Origin of the sequence: Actinomyces marseillensis (assembly GCF_900155605.1) — a bacterium.
GTDB lineage: Bacteria > Actinomycetota > Actinomycetes > Actinomycetales > Actinomycetaceae > Pauljensenia > Pauljensenia marseillensis.
Genome location: NZ_LT707420.1, coordinates 1,522,139 through 1,539,653, shown reverse-complemented (window position 1 = coordinate 1,539,653; position 17,515 = coordinate 1,522,139). Strand labels below are relative to the sequence as shown.

The 17,515-nt window shown below is 55.0% G+C and carries 15 protein-coding genes; all 15 read left to right on the top strand.

Features of this window, described 5'->3' with window-relative positions; all coding sequences use genetic code 11:
* Positions 1-27 precede the first annotated feature (27 nt).
* The 15 genes from BQ8011_RS06785 (at position 28) to BQ8011_RS06710 (ending at position 17,354) form a co-directional block, all read left to right on the top strand.
* Positions 28-981 (top strand): SPFH domain-containing protein, encoded by a 954-nt coding sequence (locus BQ8011_RS06785; protein ID WP_034503507.1) that lies wholly within the window; start codon positions 28-30, stop codon positions 979-981.
* 9 nt (positions 982-990) lie between these two features.
* Positions 991-2,328 (top strand): glutamine synthetase family protein, encoded by a 1,338-nt coding sequence (locus BQ8011_RS06780; RefSeq protein ID WP_072455872.1) that lies wholly within the window; start codon positions 991-993, stop codon positions 2,326-2,328.
* Positions 2,325-5,279: a bifunctional [glutamine synthetase] adenylyltransferase/[glutamine synthetase]-adenylyl-L-tyrosine phosphorylase gene (locus BQ8011_RS06775; RefSeq protein ID WP_072455870.1), complete on the top strand. Its 2,955-nt coding sequence runs from the start codon at positions 2,325-2,327 to the stop codon at positions 5,277-5,279. Before BQ8011_RS06780 ends, BQ8011_RS06775 begins: the two co-directional genes overlap by 4 nt.
* A 15-nt stretch (positions 5,280-5,294) precedes the next feature.
* Positions 5,295-5,957 (top strand): histidine phosphatase family protein, encoded by a 663-nt coding sequence (locus BQ8011_RS06770; protein WP_072455868.1) that lies wholly within the window; start codon positions 5,295-5,297, stop codon positions 5,955-5,957.
* 423 nt (positions 5,958-6,380) lie between these two features.
* Complete coding sequence (locus BQ8011_RS06760) at positions 6,381-7,142, top strand: YebC/PmpR family DNA-binding transcriptional regulator (RefSeq protein ID WP_034503495.1); 762 nt, start codon at positions 6,381-6,383, stop codon at positions 7,140-7,142.
* A gap of 3 nt (positions 7,143-7,145) precedes the next feature.
* Positions 7,146-8,048 (top strand): pyridoxal 5'-phosphate synthase lyase subunit PdxS, encoded by a 903-nt coding sequence (gene pdxS / locus BQ8011_RS06755; RefSeq protein ID WP_034503492.1) that lies wholly within the window; start codon positions 7,146-7,148, stop codon positions 8,046-8,048.
* Positions 8,042-8,638, top strand: a complete 597-nt coding sequence (pdxT, locus tag BQ8011_RS06750) for a pyridoxal 5'-phosphate synthase glutaminase subunit PdxT (protein ID WP_072455864.1) — start codon at positions 8,042-8,044, stop codon at positions 8,636-8,638. The genes pdxS and pdxT overlap by 7 nt, the downstream gene beginning before the upstream one ends.
* 2 nt (positions 8,639-8,640) lie before the next feature.
* Complete coding sequence (gene ruvC / locus BQ8011_RS06745) at positions 8,641-9,270, top strand: crossover junction endodeoxyribonuclease RuvC (RefSeq protein WP_072455863.1); 630 nt, start codon at positions 8,641-8,643, stop codon at positions 9,268-9,270.
* Between the two features lie 43 nt (positions 9,271-9,313).
* On the top strand, positions 9,314-9,907 hold the full coding sequence (ruvA, locus tag BQ8011_RS06740) for a Holliday junction branch migration protein RuvA (RefSeq protein WP_072455861.1): 594 nt from the start codon (positions 9,314-9,316) through the stop codon (positions 9,905-9,907).
* Positions 9,897-10,931, top strand: a complete 1,035-nt coding sequence (gene ruvB, locus BQ8011_RS06735) for a Holliday junction branch migration DNA helicase RuvB (RefSeq protein ID WP_034503482.1) — start codon at positions 9,897-9,899, stop codon at positions 10,929-10,931. The genes ruvA and ruvB overlap by 11 nt, the downstream gene beginning before the upstream one ends.
* Positions 10,932-11,033: 102 nt before the next feature.
* Positions 11,034-11,411 carry a preprotein translocase subunit YajC gene (locus BQ8011_RS06730; RefSeq protein ID WP_034503479.1) on the top strand — a complete coding sequence of 126 codons (378 nt, stop codon included), beginning with the start codon at positions 11,034-11,036 and terminating at the stop codon, positions 11,409-11,411.
* Between the two features lie 29 nt (positions 11,412-11,440).
* Positions 11,441-13,396: a protein translocase subunit SecD gene (gene secD / locus BQ8011_RS06725; RefSeq protein WP_072455859.1), complete on the top strand. Its 1,956-nt coding sequence runs from the start codon at positions 11,441-11,443 to the stop codon at positions 13,394-13,396.
* Positions 13,393-14,463 (top strand): protein translocase subunit SecF, encoded by a 1,071-nt coding sequence (gene secF, locus BQ8011_RS06720; protein WP_072455857.1) that lies wholly within the window; start codon positions 13,393-13,395, stop codon positions 14,461-14,463. The genes secD and secF overlap by 4 nt, the downstream gene beginning before the upstream one ends.
* The gene (locus BQ8011_RS06715) at positions 14,460-15,002 is read left to right on the top strand and encodes an adenine phosphoribosyltransferase (protein ID WP_072455855.1); all 543 of its coding nucleotides are present in this window, start codon (positions 14,460-14,462) and stop codon (positions 15,000-15,002) included. The genes secF and BQ8011_RS06715 overlap by 4 nt, the downstream gene beginning before the upstream one ends.
* 42 nt (positions 15,003-15,044) lie before the next feature.
* Entirely contained in the window at positions 15,045-17,354 is a 2,310-nt protein-coding gene (locus tag BQ8011_RS06710; RefSeq protein ID WP_072455853.1) for a RelA/SpoT family protein, read from the top strand.
* Positions 17,355-17,515: the final 161 nt, after the last annotated feature.

The window sequence follows — 17,515 nt, the reverse complement described above, 5'->3', positions numbered from 1 at the left end:
AATATTTCCAAGAAAGGAGTGTGGATTATGGCAGACGATTTTCTCGGATCCGTAGTTGCGATCGTCGCAGTAGTCTTCGTCCTCTTTGTAGCAATTTCGCTGCTGAGAGCCGTCCGAATTGTTCCCCAGTCTGAGGCTTTCGTTGTTGAACGCCTCGGTCGTTTCCGCTCAGTTCTACACGGCGGTTTTCACCTTCTGGTGCCTTTTGTTGATCGTGTCGCGGCACGAATCGACCTGCGTGAACAGGTGGTGAACTTCCCCTCACAGTCGGTCATTACTGCAGACCAGGCTATGGTCGAGATCGACTCTGTGATCTACTTCCAGATCACTGATCCTCGGAGCGCGACCTACGAGGTTGCTAACTTCCTCCAGGCGATCGAACAGCTCACCGCAACAACCCTGCGTAATCTCATCGGCTCCTTGGACCTGGAAGAAACCCAGACCAGCCGCGAATCGATTAACAAGCAACTCCGTGGTGTTCTTGACGAGGCAACCGGCCCCTGGGGTATTCGCGTGACACGCGTTGAACTCAAGTCGATTGAACCGCCGCCGAACGTCTTGTCCGCTATGGTGCAGCAGATTACTGCTGAGCGTACGAAGCGTGCAACGATTTTGACTGCTGAAGCAGAGCGTGAAGCGCAGATCAAGAAGGCTGAAGGTGCAAAGCAGGCTGCCGTCCTCGCGGCCTCGGCACAGCAGGAAGCGCAAGTGCTGCAGGCTCGGGGTGAGAAGGAAGCCCTCATCCTCCAGGCTGAAGGTGCTCGCCAGGCACAGATCCTGCGTGCACAGGGCGAGGCGGAAGCCATCTCTGTCGTGTTTACGGCCATTAACCAGGGACAGGCTACGCCGGAACTGCTCTCCTACAAGTACCTGGAGATGCTGCCCCGTATTGCAAATGGTCAAGCCTCGAAACTGTGGGTGCTGCCCTCAGATCTCACCGGTGCCCTTGACGCGATCTCAAAGGGCTTCGGTCGTTCCTAAGGAAGACAGATGAAACAGCATCAGGAACAAGTCCTTCGTAGCGTTGCTCAAGAAGACATTCGTCTGATTCGTTTATGGTTCACGGATGTCGCAGGCGTTCTCAAATCGGTCGCCATCGACCCGGGAGAACTCGAAGAGGCATTTGCTGAAGGGATCGGATTCGATGGTTCTTCAATCGAAGGACTGACTCGTGTCTACGAATCCGACATGCTTTTACGTCCTGATGCTGCAACCTTCCAACGGTTACATAACAAAGGTGAGGGCGACGTCCACGGAAGAATGTTCTGCGATGTTCTGACCCCCGATGGGCTGCCCTCTCCCGCCGATCCCCGAGGCGCGCTCGAACGCGCGGTTCAGCGCGCCTCGGAGATGGGGTTCTCGGTTTTTGCGCATCCAGAGATCGAGTTCTATCTTTTACGCCAGCCCGTGGATATCAACCACCTCGAACCCGTTGACCAGGCTGGCTATTTCGACCATGTCACGCGCGGGCTCTCCAACGATTTTCGCCGCAAGATTGTTCATGCCCTGGAAGATACGGGAATTCAAGTCGAGTTCTCACATCATGAAGCGGGTCCTGGACAAAATGAGGTGGATTTGCGTGCGGTTGACGCGCTGCGTGCTGCTGACAACATTATGACGGCGAAGACCCTCATCGAAGAGGTCGCACTCTCGGAGGGAATGCTCGCAACCTTTATGCCCAAGCCTTTTGCCGATCAGCAAGGTTCGGGAATGCACACGCACCTCTCGCTTTTCGAAGGTGATGAGAACGCCTTCTATGATCCTTCGGGACGCTACCAGCTTTCCGAAATTGGGCGCTATTTCATCGCTGGCTTGCTTCACCACGCGCGTGAGATTGCAGCAATTACCAACCAACACGTGAATTCCTATAAGCGATTGTGGGGCGTGGGAGAAGCGCCTTCCTTCATCTGCTGGGGACACAATAATCGCTCGGCACTCGTTCGCGTTCCGGCATATAAGCCCACGAAGACCACCAGTGCGCGCATTGAATTCCGAGGCCTCGATCCAGCTGCCAACCCCTACCTTGCCTTCGCTGTACTTATTAGGGCCGGACTTGATGGCATTGAGAAGAAAATGTCACTCGCCGACGAGGCCGAAGACAATGTCTGGCAGCTCAGTGATACCGAGCGACAGATTTTGGGAATTCACCCGCTGCCTTCTTCTCTTTCTGATGCTTTGCGTGCGATGCGCGAATCAGAACTTGTCGCTGATACTTTGGGTGAGCAGGTTTTTGAGCACGTTTTGCGTGAAAAAGAGAGTGAGTGGCGCGAATACCGTCGTCAGATTACCCCCGGGGAATTGCGGCAATTCCTTAAGGTCAATGGATGATCTCTGACCAGGATCTTCGTCGCTGGGGCGTACATCAACCCGAGCGCGTCCGTGCGCTTCTCGACGAGAGTGGTCTGGTTATTGAAGATCTTGGCCATGCTCTTGAAAAGTGCGCGGATATCGAGCAATTCGCGCTCGTGTGCGCGCGTGCTGCTGATCAGTGCCCGCAACTCATCGAGGCCTTGAATTCTGATGCCGAGGCCGCGTGTCGATTTGCCGCGGTCATAGGCTTTTCCTCGTGGTGGGGTGACTACCTCCTACAGCACCCCGATTTTTTGACGATGCCGCCACCGCCGAGCGGCCTCGGGATGGTTGAGTATCTGCGCCAGGTACTTCCGCAAGGATGGGAAGAAGATTGCGCAGGCGAAGACTCAAACGCGTGGAGCTTTGCGGCGTGCGCCATGCGTAGCGCTTATCGGCGCGCACTCTTTGAGATCGTTGCCGACGATCTCTTGTCCCCAGATCCCTGTGCTCCGCAGCATTTCCAATCAGTTGCTCGTCGGATTTCAGATCTCGCAGATGCTGCCCTTGAAGCTGCTCTCTACATCGCGCAATGTCTTGAAGACAGGTGCAGGCAGATCCCTCTATGTGTCATTGCAATGGGAAAAACGGGGGGACAGGAACTCAACTATATTTCCGACGTTGACGTCATGTACGTCCTCGGTGATTCTCCCGCTCAACAAAACGGGGGAGAGCCACAAAGTGCTGAAATGCTTGAACGTGCGACCAAGATGGCCAATATCATCAACGCAGTGTGCTCAAGTCCGGCCAGCGAAGCACCCCTGTGGAGTTTAGACGCAAATCTTCGTCCAGAAGGGCGCGATGGTGCGCTCGTGCGTACCCTCGATTCTTTCCATAGCTATTGGAAACGTTGGGCTCAGAACTGGGAATTTCAGGCTCTTCTTAAAGCGCGTCCCTGCACGGGGGACCAACGCACAGGTGAGGAATTTCTACGGCTTGCCTCTCCCTTCATTTGGGAGGCGTCTGCGCGTGACGGATTTGTTGATGAAGTTCGCAGCATGCGCCTGCAGGTCGAGCGTTCCGTTCCAGAAAAGAACCGGGATCAAGAACTCAAACTCGGCGTCGGCGGATTGCGCGATATCGAATTTTCTGTTCAATTTTTGCAACTGGTCCACGGCAGAAACGATGAGCGTATTCGCCAAGCCTCAACACTAGATGCGCTCGAAGCACTGAGTGCCGAGGGATACATTGCCCGCAGCGACGCAGCAAGCTTGTGCGAGAGCTATGCCTATCTGCGTACTCTGGAACATCGCTCGCAACTATTGCGTATGCATCGAACGCATAATCTTCCGCATTCTCAATCTCAACTTGAGCGCCTTGTGCGATCTTTATATGGCACTGATACAAGCACGCATGATCTTCACGAGCATTTGCGTTCACTTCGCCAACAGGTACGCGCTCTTCATCATTCTGTCTTCTTCCGGCCGATTATTGCAGCCAGCGCGCAGGCCGATGATGACCTGATCCGTTTGGATCCGCAACAGGCTATGGAACGTTTGCGGGCACTCGGTTATCTGGACCCACGTAGCGCTATGGGGCACATTCAATCTTTGAGCACGGGAACCAGCAGACGTGCGATGATTCAACGCCACTTGCTTCCAGTGCTTTTATCGTGGATTGCCGATGGGGCAAACCCCGACATGGGTTTATTGAACTTTCGTGTGCTTTCCGAAGAAATCGGCGATTCGCACTGGTATTTGGCGCTTTTGCGAGACAGTGATTTCGCTGCGTCGCAGCTGTGTCGAGTTCTTTCTGCTTCCGAGTGGCTTGGTGCGCTTCTTCGTCTCTTTCCCGAGGCGGTGTCCTGGCTTGATTCGCCAGAGTTACTGGAGACTCCATCTCAAGAAACCCTTCGCGGACAGATGCTTGCAACCGCAAGGCGCGCGGCCAGCACCGAGGACGCTGTCGAAAAAATCCGTTTAATTCGGACTCGAGAAGTACTTCGAATCGCTTTGAGGGAAGTTACGGGCAGCAGTTCAGGTATCGGTCAAGCACTATCTGACGTTGCTGATGTGTGCCTTCAATCCTCGCTTGAAACACTGATCGAACGGGAAGCAGATGAGTGTGGGGTGCACGGCCTAGAGCTGTGTGCTCTGGGGAGCTACGGTGCGCAAGAATTAACGTACACCTCTGACCTTGATGTCATCGCAATCATGAATGACGAGGCCAGTAGTGAAGAGGCGAGTGTAGCTCACACTCTTTTGACTCGACTTAAGCAACTGCTCGCGCGTCCCAGCAGGGCACTTACTGTGGCCCTTGATTTCAACTTGCGTCCGGAAGGAAAGAACGGCGCCTTAGTTCGCAGCTGCGATTCCTACATTGATTATTACCAGAAATGGGCGCAAAGCTGGGAAAAACAAATGCTCGTGCGCCTTCGTCCCCTTGCAGGTGGGCCGAACGCACATCGTTTATGGGAGTTCGTCCAAGATTACTGTTATTCGAGTTCTCTGAGCGCTGCAGAGAGACAAGAAATTCAGCTCATGAAGGTGCGCGTTGAACGCGAACGAATTCCCGGTGGAATCGATCCGCGAATGCATGTAAAGCTCGGGCCAGGTGCCCTATCGGATATCCAATGGCTCGTGGAGCTCTTCCAACTGCAATGGGGATATGACGATCCTTCTCTTCGAGTTGCTTCAACCAAATCTGCCCTTGATGCATTGTGTAAAGACGGACATCTATCTTCTCAGTCCTACAATCTCATCGAATCAACATGGACGATGGCACAGCGTCTTCGACGCTTGAAAGTAATCGCAACAGGCCCATCGGCTTCCAAGAATGATGTCCTGCCATCGAATGCTGATCAACTCGTTGCTTTGGCAATGCTCATGGGATATTCGCGTGAGAGTCGCTCTCAGATGATTGATCAGTGGCTGGCCGCCTCACGCAAAGTCCGCACGCTTTTTGAGAAACTGTTCTGGGATATCACCTAGGAGAAGAGAAAACGCGTGAAGTTAGTACTTATTCGGCACGGACAAACAGCAGCCAATCTCTCGGCGGCATTGGATACGCGGCTTCCCGGACTTCCCCTGACAGACCTCGGGCAATCACAAGCCCAATCGCTGAGCGAACGCTTCTCCAAGGAAGTTGGCGATCGCCTCGATGCCCTCACAGTTTCAGCAATGACGAGGACGCGGCAGACCGCAGCGCCCCTTTGTGAACGCTATGGTGTCAAACCCCAGGTGAGCGCGCAGATCCGGGAGGTCTCTGCAGGGGACTTTGAGATGTCGTCTTCCCCGGTCGCGATCCGTGTTTATGTTGAAGCCTGCTATGCATGGATGAACGCCAACTTTGCTCATCGCATGCCTGGGGCAGAAGACGGATACGAATTTCTTGGTCGCGTCGTGCCGATTATCCGTGATGTCATGGAGCGTGCTTACCTCTCCGGGGGAGACGAGGGAGTAGGCGGCATCGTGGCGCACGGCGGGTTAATCCGAGTTCTTTCCGCCGTGCTGAGCGAAGATATTCGCCTGGGTGTGAGCCCCACCCAGTTCATGTCAAATACTGGAATGGCGGTTTTTGAGGCCAGTATTCATGAGTTTCGTCAACTGGGAGTCGGTGAAATTGCCAATCTGAAGGCGCTGAGCTGGGACGGGCATCAACTGGGCTAAAGTGCACAACCCCTCCACGGCCTCGGCAATTACTCTTCGCGGGTGGGGGAATCTGAAGGCATCGGGGAGTCAGAGAAAACGCTGACCTCGTAAGGGAAATTTCTGTATCTGAGATAGTCCATGAGGAACTGCCTGTGATCTGCGCACGCGAGCCACTTTTTCGTGCGGCCGGTGTGAATCTTAGGATTCGACCACTCAATGAGAAATTCCGCGGGATTCTCACACTCTCGCGTTGAGCACACCGAGTGCTCAATACCGTGTCCCAAAGCCATGGCGAATCCTCCCACGATGATGCGTCTGTTTCGCAGTGCAAGTCCACTGACAGATCTGTGGCATTGTCCCATAAAACGCGTGCCCGGTGGGGAAGTTTGTAGATGCGCTGTAGACTGACACAGTATTAATCCAGCCCAAAAGGGAGAAGTAATGTCGGGACACTCTAAGTGGGCGACTACCAAGCACAAGAAGGCGGCGATTGACGCCAAGCGCGGTAAGCTCTTCGCACGACTCATTAAGAACATTGAAGTTGCTGCTCGTACAGGTGGTGGCGATCCTGCTGGTAACCCCACCCTTTTTGACGCTATTCAAAAGGCGAAGAAGAACTCTGTTCCCGCAGACAACATCGAGCGCGCCATCAAGCGCGGTTCGGGTGCAGAAGCAGGCGGCGCAAACTACGAGACCATCATGTATGAAGGCTACGGCCCCAATGGTGTTGCTTTCCTCGTGGAGTGCTTGACCGATAACCGTAACCGTGCAGCATCCGATGTTCGCCTTGGTTTCACGCGTCAGGGCGGTTCTCTTGCCGATCCCGGATCTGTTTCCTATCTCTTCTCAAGGCGCGGTGTCATTGAGGTTCCTGCGGCTGAGGGCGTTGATGAAGACCGACTGATGGAAGTTGTTCTTGACGCTGGAGCAGAGGAAGTTGAAGACCTCGGTGAGGGTTTCGTCATCGAGTGTGATCCCAGTGATGTCGTTGCGGTCCGCACTGCGCTGCAGGAAGCCGGTATTGACTACGATTCGGCCGAAACTCAATTCGTTGCCTCTACCGAGGTTGAACTTGACCTCGAAGGCGCTCTTAAGGTCAACAAGCTGATCGATGCACTCGAAGACTCAGACGACGTGCAGAACATCTACACGAATATGTCTCTTTCCGACGAGGTGCGCGCCCAGCTGGAAGAAGAGGAGTAAAGGATGACTGAGCAGACGACCACACGCGAGGTCGGAACTCCGCAGGTGAAGCGGGGCATGGCTCAGATGCTCAAGGGCGGCGTCATCATGGACGTCGTTACTCCTGAGCAGGCAAAGATTGCCGAGGACGCCGGTGCAGTTGCCGTTATGGCACTTGAGCGCGTTCCCGCTGACATCCGCGCTCAAGGTGGCGTTGCCCGCATGTCTGACCCGGATCTCATCGACGGCATCATTAATGCCGTTTCGATCCCGGTCATGGCAAAGGCCCGCATTGGCCACTTTGTCGAAGCTCAGGTTCTTCAGTCTTTGGGCGTCGACTACATCGACGAGTCAGAAGTTTTGACCCCCGCGGACTACTCCCACCACATCGACAAGTGGAACTTCACGGTTCCCTTCGTCTGTGGTGCGACCAATCTTGGCGAGGCTCTTCGTCGTATCAACGAGGGCGCCGCGATGATTCGCTCCAAGGGCGAGGCCGGCACCGGCGATGTATCGAACGCGACTACGCACATGCGCAAGATCCGCGACGAAATTCGCCGTCTCACCTCACTGCCTGAAGACGAACTCTACGTTGCCGCGAAGGAACTGCAGGCTCCCTATGAGCTGGTCGCTGAGGTTGCTCGTGAAGGACGCCTTCCCGTGGTTCTTTTCACCGCTGGCGGTATTGCTACTCCCGCGGACGCTGCAATGATGATGCAGCTCGGCGCAGAAGGCGTTTTCGTGGGCTCCGGCATCTTTAAGTCCGGCAATCCCGCGAAGCGTGCGGCCGCAATCGTCAAGGCAACGACCTTCTACGATGATCCCGCCGTGATCGCTGAGGTTTCCCGAGGCCTCGGTGAGGCAATGGTTGGCATCAACGTTGACGATCTTCCTGTTGACCATCGATTGGCTGAACGCGGATGGTAACGGTCGGCATCCTTGCCCTTCAGGGCGATGTCGCAGAACATGTGCGGGCGCTGGAAGAATCCGGCGCCCGCGCTGTCCTTGTGCGACGTCAAAGTGAACTAGACGCTGTCGACGGCCTCGTTATTCCCGGCGGGGAATCGACGACCATGTCGAATCTGCTTCTGTCTTTCGGCCTCTTCGATCCGCTATCGAAGAAAATCGCGGATGGGATGCCCGTTTACGGGACCTGCGCGGGAATGATCATGCTCGCTACGCATATCCTTGACGGCCGAGACGACCAGCGTTCCTTTGCTGCGATCGATATGGTTGTGCGCCGCAATGCTTTTGGGCGGCAGGTCGATTCGTACGAAGAAGATCTTTTCATCGACGGGATTGAAGGCGCGCCTTTCCCGGCGGTCTTTATCCGTGCTCCCTGGGTTGAGTCGGTCGGCAATGACGTGAAGGTTCTTGCCCGCGCGGGGAATCTGCCTGATGGCCCCATTGTTGCTGTTCGCAGCGGCCACGCCATGGCAACCTCTTTCCATCCAGAGATCGGCTCAGACTCACGATTCCATGACCTTTTCGTACGGATGATCCGCGGAGAAGCCTGAAGATGCGGGTATTGGGTATTGACCCAGGTATTACGCGGTGTGGACTCGGCGTTGTAGACGTCGATGCGACTCGTCGGGCCTCGATGGTTTTCGTTGGTGTCGCGCGTTCGTCAACTGAGCTTGCTCAGCATTTTCGCTTGGCGAAGATTGCCGATGCGATTGATCGCGTCATTGGGCTCTACCATCCTGAAGTGGTTGCCATCGAGCAGGTTTTTGCACAAGACAATTTGCGTTCCGTTTCGACAACAATGCAGGTTATGGGCGTAGCCCTTGCTGCAGCGGGGCGCGCGGGGCTGCCGATGGCGATCCATACTCCATCCGAAGTGAAAAGTGCCGTCACGGGAAACGGCAATGCCGACAAAGCGCAAGTCCAGCATATGGTTGCTCGTATTCTCGGATTAGATAAGCCGCCCAAGCCTGCAGATGCTGCGGACTCCCTCGCGATAGCGATCTGCCATGCGTGGCGGGGGACCGGACTTCTTGGAGCTCGATCGGATTCAACGGTTGCAGTTTCCTCTTCAGGAAAGCTCTCTGCGCGCGGACAGCTGACTCCCGCACAAGAAATGTGGGCACAAGCGCAAGCGGCTCAGCGCCGCACCGGCGCGGTCGATCCCAGGCGGCGGCGCAGCTAGGGTATCGTACGTATGTTTGGTCCCATCGATTTGAGGTGAAGTCATGATTTCCAGAGTTCTCGGCACAGTGGCGCAAGTTGGCGTCGACGATGTTGTCGTGGTCTACGGGGGACTTGGCTTTAAGGTCTTCATTGTTCCGCCCTTGGCAAGCGAGTTGCACAAGGGAGATGAGGTTGAGCTCTACACCCACTTAATTGTTCGCGAAGACGCATTGACTCTCTATGGTTTTAAGACCGAAGAAGAACGAAAAGTCTTCGAGATTCTCATGTCTGTGACCGGAATTGGACCTCGAATTGGACTAGCCGCTCTGTCTGTCTTCAGCCCGAATGATCTGCGCCGAGCCGTCGTTGACCAGGATGCGGCAACGCTTTCGCGCATTCCGGGAGTTGGAAAGAAAGTTGCCTCGCGAATGCTCGTTGAATTGGGGGACAAACTGGGTCTTCCCGCGCAGCTTCCCGAGGCCTCGGCGCCCTCAGCCGGGGTGGTTGAAGCAGAAGTGAAGGCCGCGCTCATCGGGCTTGGATGGAATGAAACAAAGGCGGAGAACGTCCTGTCTGAGCTCGGTGGAAACGGGCTTAACGCTTCCGATCTTTTGCGGGCTGCACTCATGAAGCTGGGAGGCGCTAATGGCCGATGAATTTGAGCCCTCGATCAACATTGTTGCTCCGGATGCCGGAGAACTCGAGAGGGCTGCCGAGGCTGCACTTCGCCCCAAGCGTCTCAGTGAGTTTGTGGGTCAAAGTGTCGTGCGCAATCAGCTTCAACTGGTGCTCGATGCTGCTCGTGCACGAGGCGCGAGCGCTGACCATGTGCTTCTTGCTGGCCCTCCCGGGCTAGGAAAAACGACCCTGGCCATGATTATTGCAGCGGAGATGGGAACCTCACTGCGACTGACTTCTGGTCCCGCCATCCAACATGCCGGTGATCTTGCGGCGATTTTGTCCGGCCTCCAAGAAGGCGATGTCCTCTTTATTGACGAAATCCATCGTCTTGCGCGCACAGCCGAGGAAATGCTCTACCTGGCGATGGAAGACTTCCGCGTTGACGTGGTGGTAGGAAAAGGACCCGGGGCAACCTCAATTCCTTTGACCCTTCCCCCCTTCACTGTCGTCGGAGCAACGACGCGATCGGGGCTTTTGCCGGCGCCTCTTCGCGATCGTTTCGGCTTTACGGCACATCTGGAGTTTTATTCGACTGAAGACCTAGAGATGGTTGTGAAGCGTTCTGCTGATCTCCTCGCTACGCCCATCGATGCACAGGCTGCCCATGAAATTGCCTCACGCTCTCGAGGCACTCCCCGTATCGCAAACCGTCTACTGCGGCGAGTCGTCGATTTTGCGCAGGTACGTGGAAATGGGCAGCTCACTCTTGAGGCCGCTCGGGGAGCTCTCGAGCTTTTTGAAGTTGATGCCTTTGGTTTGGACCGACTCGACCGCGCCGTTTTGGATGCGATGTGCCGTCGTTTTGCCGGGGGACCGGTGGGACTGACCACTTTGGCTGTCACGGTTGGAGAAGAAGCAGAAACTGTCGAGACGGTTGCGGAGCCCTATTTGGTGCGTGAAGGCTTCATTTTGCGGACGACACGCGGGCGCATGGCGACGGCGAAGGCTTGGAAACACTTAGGGCTTACTCCGCCGCCTGAATCGACGCTTTTTGAGTGATTTTTGTGAACCCGGACGGTATGTCACCGAAAACCAAGCGTAGCTATTAGACTGTATGCGGATAGTTATCGTGCGTATCTGCCCCTAGAAGAAAGACACACCGTGGATTATAAATTCCTGCTCTTCCTTGCCATCGCAGTCGTTGCCATGTTTGTGATGAATGCTCGTGCCCGCAAGCGCATGATGGAGCAAGAAAAAGAAGCAGAACGACGTCGCAACGAAATGATGGTTCCGGGTGCGTGGGTTCGCATGCGCTGCGGATTCTGGGGACGCTTTGTTGACAAAGACGGCGAGATCATCATTCTTGAAACTCCCGGCGGCTCCGAAACTTACTGGGATCAGCGCGCAGTTCTTGAAGTTGCTGAAGAACTTCCCTTCCAAGGCAGTGAGTCTGACAACCAGGACGATACGCAAGAAGAGCCGGAAGAAGAACCTATCCTCGGCTTGGATTCGCAGGAAAACCCCACCGACACGAAGTAATCCCCTAAGGGACCCAAAGGCAGCCCATCGTGAAAACTCAAAAGCGCCATCCATGGCGCGCACTCTTTACTCTCATCTTTATTTTTGTTCTCGGGACAGCCTCGCTTGTCGTCGGAAAACTGACGAATAAGGGCGCTTCCTACACGCCTTCCTTGGCTCTGGACCTGCAAGGTGGAACGCAGCTTATTTTGACCCCAGTTTCGACGGGACAGGGCGATCGAGAGGTTACTGAAAGCGATATCACCGAAGCGATCAACATTATTCGCCAGCGTATTGACGCATCCGGTGTGTCTGAGTCTGAAATCTCTTCTCTGGGGTCGAGCAATATTTCTGTGTCGATCCCCGGTACTCCTTCCCAGGAAACCCTGGACCTGATTCGTTCGTCTTCGCAGATGAACTTCCGTCCGGTTCTGGCGATGCTTCCTGCAGTGACGCAGTCGCAGGGGACGCCTACGCCCTCGGCGAGCCAAGAAGCGAAAGTGACGAATCCTCAGAACAGTGAGTCTCCTTCTCCTTCAGAGTCTGCATCGGCTCCTGAGAGTGCTTCTCCTTCAGAGAGCGCATCGCCGTCGGCGTCTGCAAGCCCGAGCTTGGTCACTACCGCACTGAGCGAAGAGCGCGCTAAGGAGCTTGCTGATATCAATAAAGACGGCGTTCTTTCTGATACACCCAGTGAGAATCCCGAAAGTAACTCGGATCTGAAGTGGGCCACGGAGCAGGCTCGCTATGACCTTTTCACTTTGGACTGCACCACTGCTCGTGGCGGACGCACCGAAGCCCCCGCGGATAAGCCCTACGCTGCTTGTGACGCGGATGGGAACATTAAGTACCTTCTTGGTCCGGTTGACGTTTCGGGTGCCAATCTTGCCGATGCAAGCGCCGGAATGGGCGTGAACCAACAGGGGCACACGACCGGTGAATGGATCGTCAATCTGACGTTCAACGACGAGGGCGCGAAGCAATTCGCTGAGGCATCGAAGCGGCTCTACGATCTCAGCCAAGATACTGAGGGCGGTAAGAGCTACGGCAAGCCTGATCGCAACCACTTTGCAGTGGTGCTGGATGGACAGGTGATTACTGCTCCCTCGATGAACGCTGTGATCACAGACGGAAAGGCCCAGATTTCGGGTAACTTTACCGCGAAGACCGCTTCAGCTTTGGCGAACCAGTTGCGCTTCGGTTCTTTGCCCTTGAACTTCGAAGTTCAATCGGAACAGCAGATTTCTGCAACGCTCGGCTCTGAGCATCTTGAAAAGGGTCTGTGGGCTGGCCTCATTGGTCTGCTTCTCGTTGTCCTCTACATGATTTGGCAATACCGTGGCCTTGCCGTTATTTCAGCAGGTTCGCTGCTCGTCGCAGGATGCCTAACCTATCTGGTCATCACGGTTCTTTCATGGGCCGTTGGTTATCGATTGTCACTTGCTGGCATTGCGGGCTTGATCGTTTCTGTCGGTGTTACTGCGGACTCCTTTATCGTCTACTTCGAACGTATCCGAGATGAAGTCCGCGATGGACGTCCACTCAGTGCCGCGGTTGATGAAGGCTGGGATCGTGCGAAGCGAACCATTTTGGTCTCCGATGCGGTCAACCTTGTTGCAGCTGTTGTTCTCTACGTCCTCGCTGTCGGTGGTGTTCAAGGCTTCGCCTTCACCCTGGGCGTGACAACGGTCGTGGACTTGGTCGTGATCTTCCTCTTCACGCACCCCATGATGGAGCTTCTCATTCGCACCGAATTCTTCGGTGGAGGACACAAGCTCTCAGGTCTCGATCCCGAGCACTTGGGTGCGCGCTCGGCAATTACTTATGCCGGCCGAGGCCGTGTGGTTGTTTCAGCGCAGGGTTCCGAATCTGAGCAATCGGGCGCAGATGGTGAAGTCATGTCACTTGCCGAGCGCAAACGTGCTGCCCGTTTGGCGGAGCAAGAAAAGGCGGAGGCAACTGCCACACCTGAGGTTTCGGACAAGCAGGAGGGAGAAGACCAATGATGAGTTACGCGCAGTGGGGCAATGCCCTGTACTCGGGTGAGAAGTCCTATGCGATCGTTCCTAAGCGTCGGATCTTTGTCCGAGCTGCTTACGCCGTTATTGCTGTGTGCATCGTGTTGATTGCCATTCTTGGCCTCAACCGTTCATTCGAATTTACCGGCGGTTCGCAATTTACACTGACCGGTCTGACCAACACCTCACAGCAGCCGGCATACGATGCAATCCAGAAGGCCAACTTGGCCTCTGAAGTTCGCGTTTCCTCGGTGGGCGTCGACGGTATCCGTGTTCAGACGGAATCCTTGGATTCTCAGAAGACTCTTGCGGTTCGCGAGGCCTTGGCTCAGGCGTACAGCGTCAACGCCAGCGATGTTCAATCCGCTTCGATTGGCCCCTCTTGGGGACGTGACGTGACGGCGAAGGCTGCTCAATCACTGATCATTTTCTTGACTCTTGTTGCCGTTTTGATGACGGTTTACTTCCGGTCATGGACAATGTCGGTTGCCGCGATTTTTGCGCTCTTCCACGATATTGCAATGACTCTTGGCTTCTTCGCGGTTACCCGCGTTGAGGTTTCGCCGGCAACGGTCATCGGCTTCCTGACAATTTTGGGCTACTCACTTTACGACACCGTCGTGGTTTTCGATAAGGTTCGTGAGCTTACCAAGGGAATCAATGATCAGAACCGCTACACCTATGGCGACATGGTGAACTTGGCTGTGAACCAGACGATGGTTCGTTCACTGAACACCTCCATCGTTGCCTTGCTCCCGGTCGGATCCATTTTGATTATTGGATCTTTGCTTTTGGGAGCGGGAACGTTGACCGATATTTCACTTGCACTGTTTGTCGGAATGATCGTCGGCACGTACTCGTCAATCTTTATCGCTTCGCCTTTGCTGGTCTTGCTTGAAGAACGCCGTGCCTCTACAAAGGAACACAATGAAATTGTTGCCCGTCGACGTGAACGCGACGGCGGCAGCAGCGACCATGTCCGCGTTGCACCGGTCCAGCCCGGTCGACGCCTCGCAAATGATGCCCAACCCAAGAGGAAGAAGGCCCGCCGATGAGCGCTGAGCTCGGCACAGTTGTCAGTGATTTGGTCTTGAGCCACCTGCGAGAGGTTCAAGACTTCCCCGAGGAAGGTGTGCTGTTCCGCGACATCACACCGCTGCTTGCAGACGGAGAAGCCTTTGCGAAGCTCATCGAGCTCCTCGCAGATCACTACCGCGGTCGTATTGATGCAGTAGCAGGCTTGGAATCACGAGGCTTCATCCTCGCTGCTCCCTTGGCTACCGCTCTTGGAATTGGGATGATTACGGTCCGAAAGGGAGGCAAGCTTCCCGGTCCGGTGATCGGTATCGACTACGATCTCGAGTACGGAAGCGCACGTATGGAGCTCAATCCGGGCCTCGTTCGTGAAGGTGCACGTGTTCTTGTCGTCGACGACGTGTTGGCGACGGGTGGAACTGCAGCGGCATCTGTGAAACTGCTTGAGCAGTGTGGCGCGAAGATTGAAGCCGTTGCTATTTTGCTTGAGCTTGAGGCGTTGAAGGGACGTACAAAGCTGGAGCCTCACGTGAAGGTTGAAACTGCTGTCGTTTTCTAATTCGGGCCTTTCATTCCCGCAGATCACTTGTATCATTGAGGAATGAGTGAGCAAAAAGACGATGTGACCCGGCCGCCCGCGGCCGGGTCACGTGTGCGTTCAGGACTTGTATGGTTCGGTGCTCGTTCAAAGACGACGACACCCGAGATTGAACCTCTGATTCGTGCTTTACGTGCAAATCACCCGAAAGCCGATATTTCACTGATCGAGCGAGCGTATCATACGGCAGAAAAAGCCCATCGCGGTCAAATGCGTAAGAGCGGGGAACCTTACATTACTCACCCGGTAGCCGTCGCCACGATTTTGGCTGAGGTTGGTATGACCTCGCCAACGCTTGCTGCGGCTCTTTTGCACGACACTGTTGAAGACACCGACTACAGCTTGGAACAACTCACCGCAGATTTTGGTCCCGCAATTGCACAGCTCGTCGACGGCGTGACAAAGCTCGACAAAATCCGTTACGGAGCAAACGCCCAGTCGGAGACTCTGCGCAAAATGATCATCGCGATGAGTCGTGACATCCGTGTTTTGCTCATCAAACTTGCTGATCGCCTCCACAATGCCCGCACGTGGCGTTTCGTACCTGTCGAATCCGCGAAGAAGAAGGCGCGCGAAACGCTTGAGATTTACGCTCCGCTGGCACACCGCCTCGGAATGAACATGATCAAATGGGAGCTTGAAGAACGCTCCTTCAAGGTCCTCTATCCCGAAATCTACGAGGAAATCGATCATCTCGTTGCCGAGCGCGCTCCCGAGCGAGACGTTTACCTACGCGAAGTAATCACCCAGATTGAAGAAGATCTACGCAGGTCCGGAACTCAAGGTACCGTGAGCGGGCGACCTAAAAACCACTATTCGATCTATCAAAAGATGATCGTTCGTAATAAAGCCTTCGATGAGATCTTTGATCTGGTCGCGGTGCGCGTGCTGGTTGAGACAGTTCGCGACTGTTATGCGGTTTTGGGAGCGCTTCACGGCCGGTGGAACCCTATTCCCGGGCGTTTCAAAGACTATATCGCCATGCCAAAGTTCAACTTCTATCAGTCGTTGCATACGACGGTGATTGGTCCCGGTGGGCGTCCGGTCGAGATTCAGATCCGCACCTACGAAATGCACGAGCACGCCGAGCACGGCGTTGCCGCACACTGGAAGTACAAGCAGAATCCGAACGCGAATTCGCTTGAGTCGGATCGAATGAGTGCTGACGAACAGATGAACTGGCTTCGTGCACTCGTCGATATGGAACGGGAAACCGGCGATCCCGAAGAATTCTTAGATTCTCTTCGCTACGAGATTTCCGGCGAAGAAGTTTATGTCTTTACCCCCAAAGGTGAAGTCGTTGTCCTTCCGCGAGGGGCAACACCGGTTGATTTCGCCTACACGGTGCATACCGAAGTCGGCCACCACACGGTCGGTGCGAAGGTCAATGGGCGCCTCGTGCCTCTTGACACGCGACTTGAATCGGGCCAGACCGTTGAAGTTGTCACTTCAAAATCTGATAAAGCGGGTCCGTCGCGAGACTGGTTGGCCTTTGTTGCATCGCCACGAGCACGCTCAAAAATCAAGGGCTGGTTCTCGCGTGAGCGTAAGGAAGAGGCCGTCGAGGCGGGCAAGGAACACATTGCGCGTGCTATGCGTAAGCAGAACTTGCCTCTGCAACGTTTGATGAGTCATGACTCATTGCTCTCTGTTGCTACGTCTTTGGGATATCCCGATATTTCTGGACTCTATGCAGCGGTTGGCGACGGCCATATTTCCGCACAAAGCGTCGTCACGAAGCTCGTTGAAAACCTTGGTGGGGGAGACGGAACAGAGGAGACTCTCTCCGAGGCAATCACCCCCGGAAGCCATCGTTCGACAATTGGCGAGTACAGCGCGAAGGGACAGGGCGTCTCGGTCGCGGGCATGAATGCCAACGACGTTTGGGTCAAGCTTGCGAGGTGTTGCACGCCAGTACCGGGCGACGAGATTATCGGCTTCATCACCCGCGGCCAGGGCGTGTCAGTTCATCAGAGTTCATGCCCCAATGCGATCCGTCTCCAGGGGCTGCATCCGGAGCGCTTCGTGGAAGTGTCATGGAGCGGTGAACACTCACAAGCCCAGTATCTCGTTCAGATTCAGACGAAAGCCTTGGATAGGCCAGGACTCCTGGCTGATATGACGAAGGTCATGACCGATTATCGCGTGAACATTCTTTCGGCATCGACGGTGTCTACGCGAGATCAAGTTGCAACGGCGCGTTTCAGCTTTGAATTGGCAGAGATCAGTCACCTCAATGCCGTGCTATCTGCTTTGCGTCGGGTTGACGGGGTTTTCGAAGCGGTGCGAGTATCGACCTCGGCGGCACAGTAACTGCGTATCGCTTCGTGGAATCCTAGTGAAACGTCACACCTTTTTTTATGAGTTTGGCGGCTATTTCATTTAGGATGGATGCGTACCGTTGAAGGTATGCCTGTGTGGAGCCCCCACGCACCGCGTCGGATGGGAAACTGTCCCAACCTCTAAGGAATATC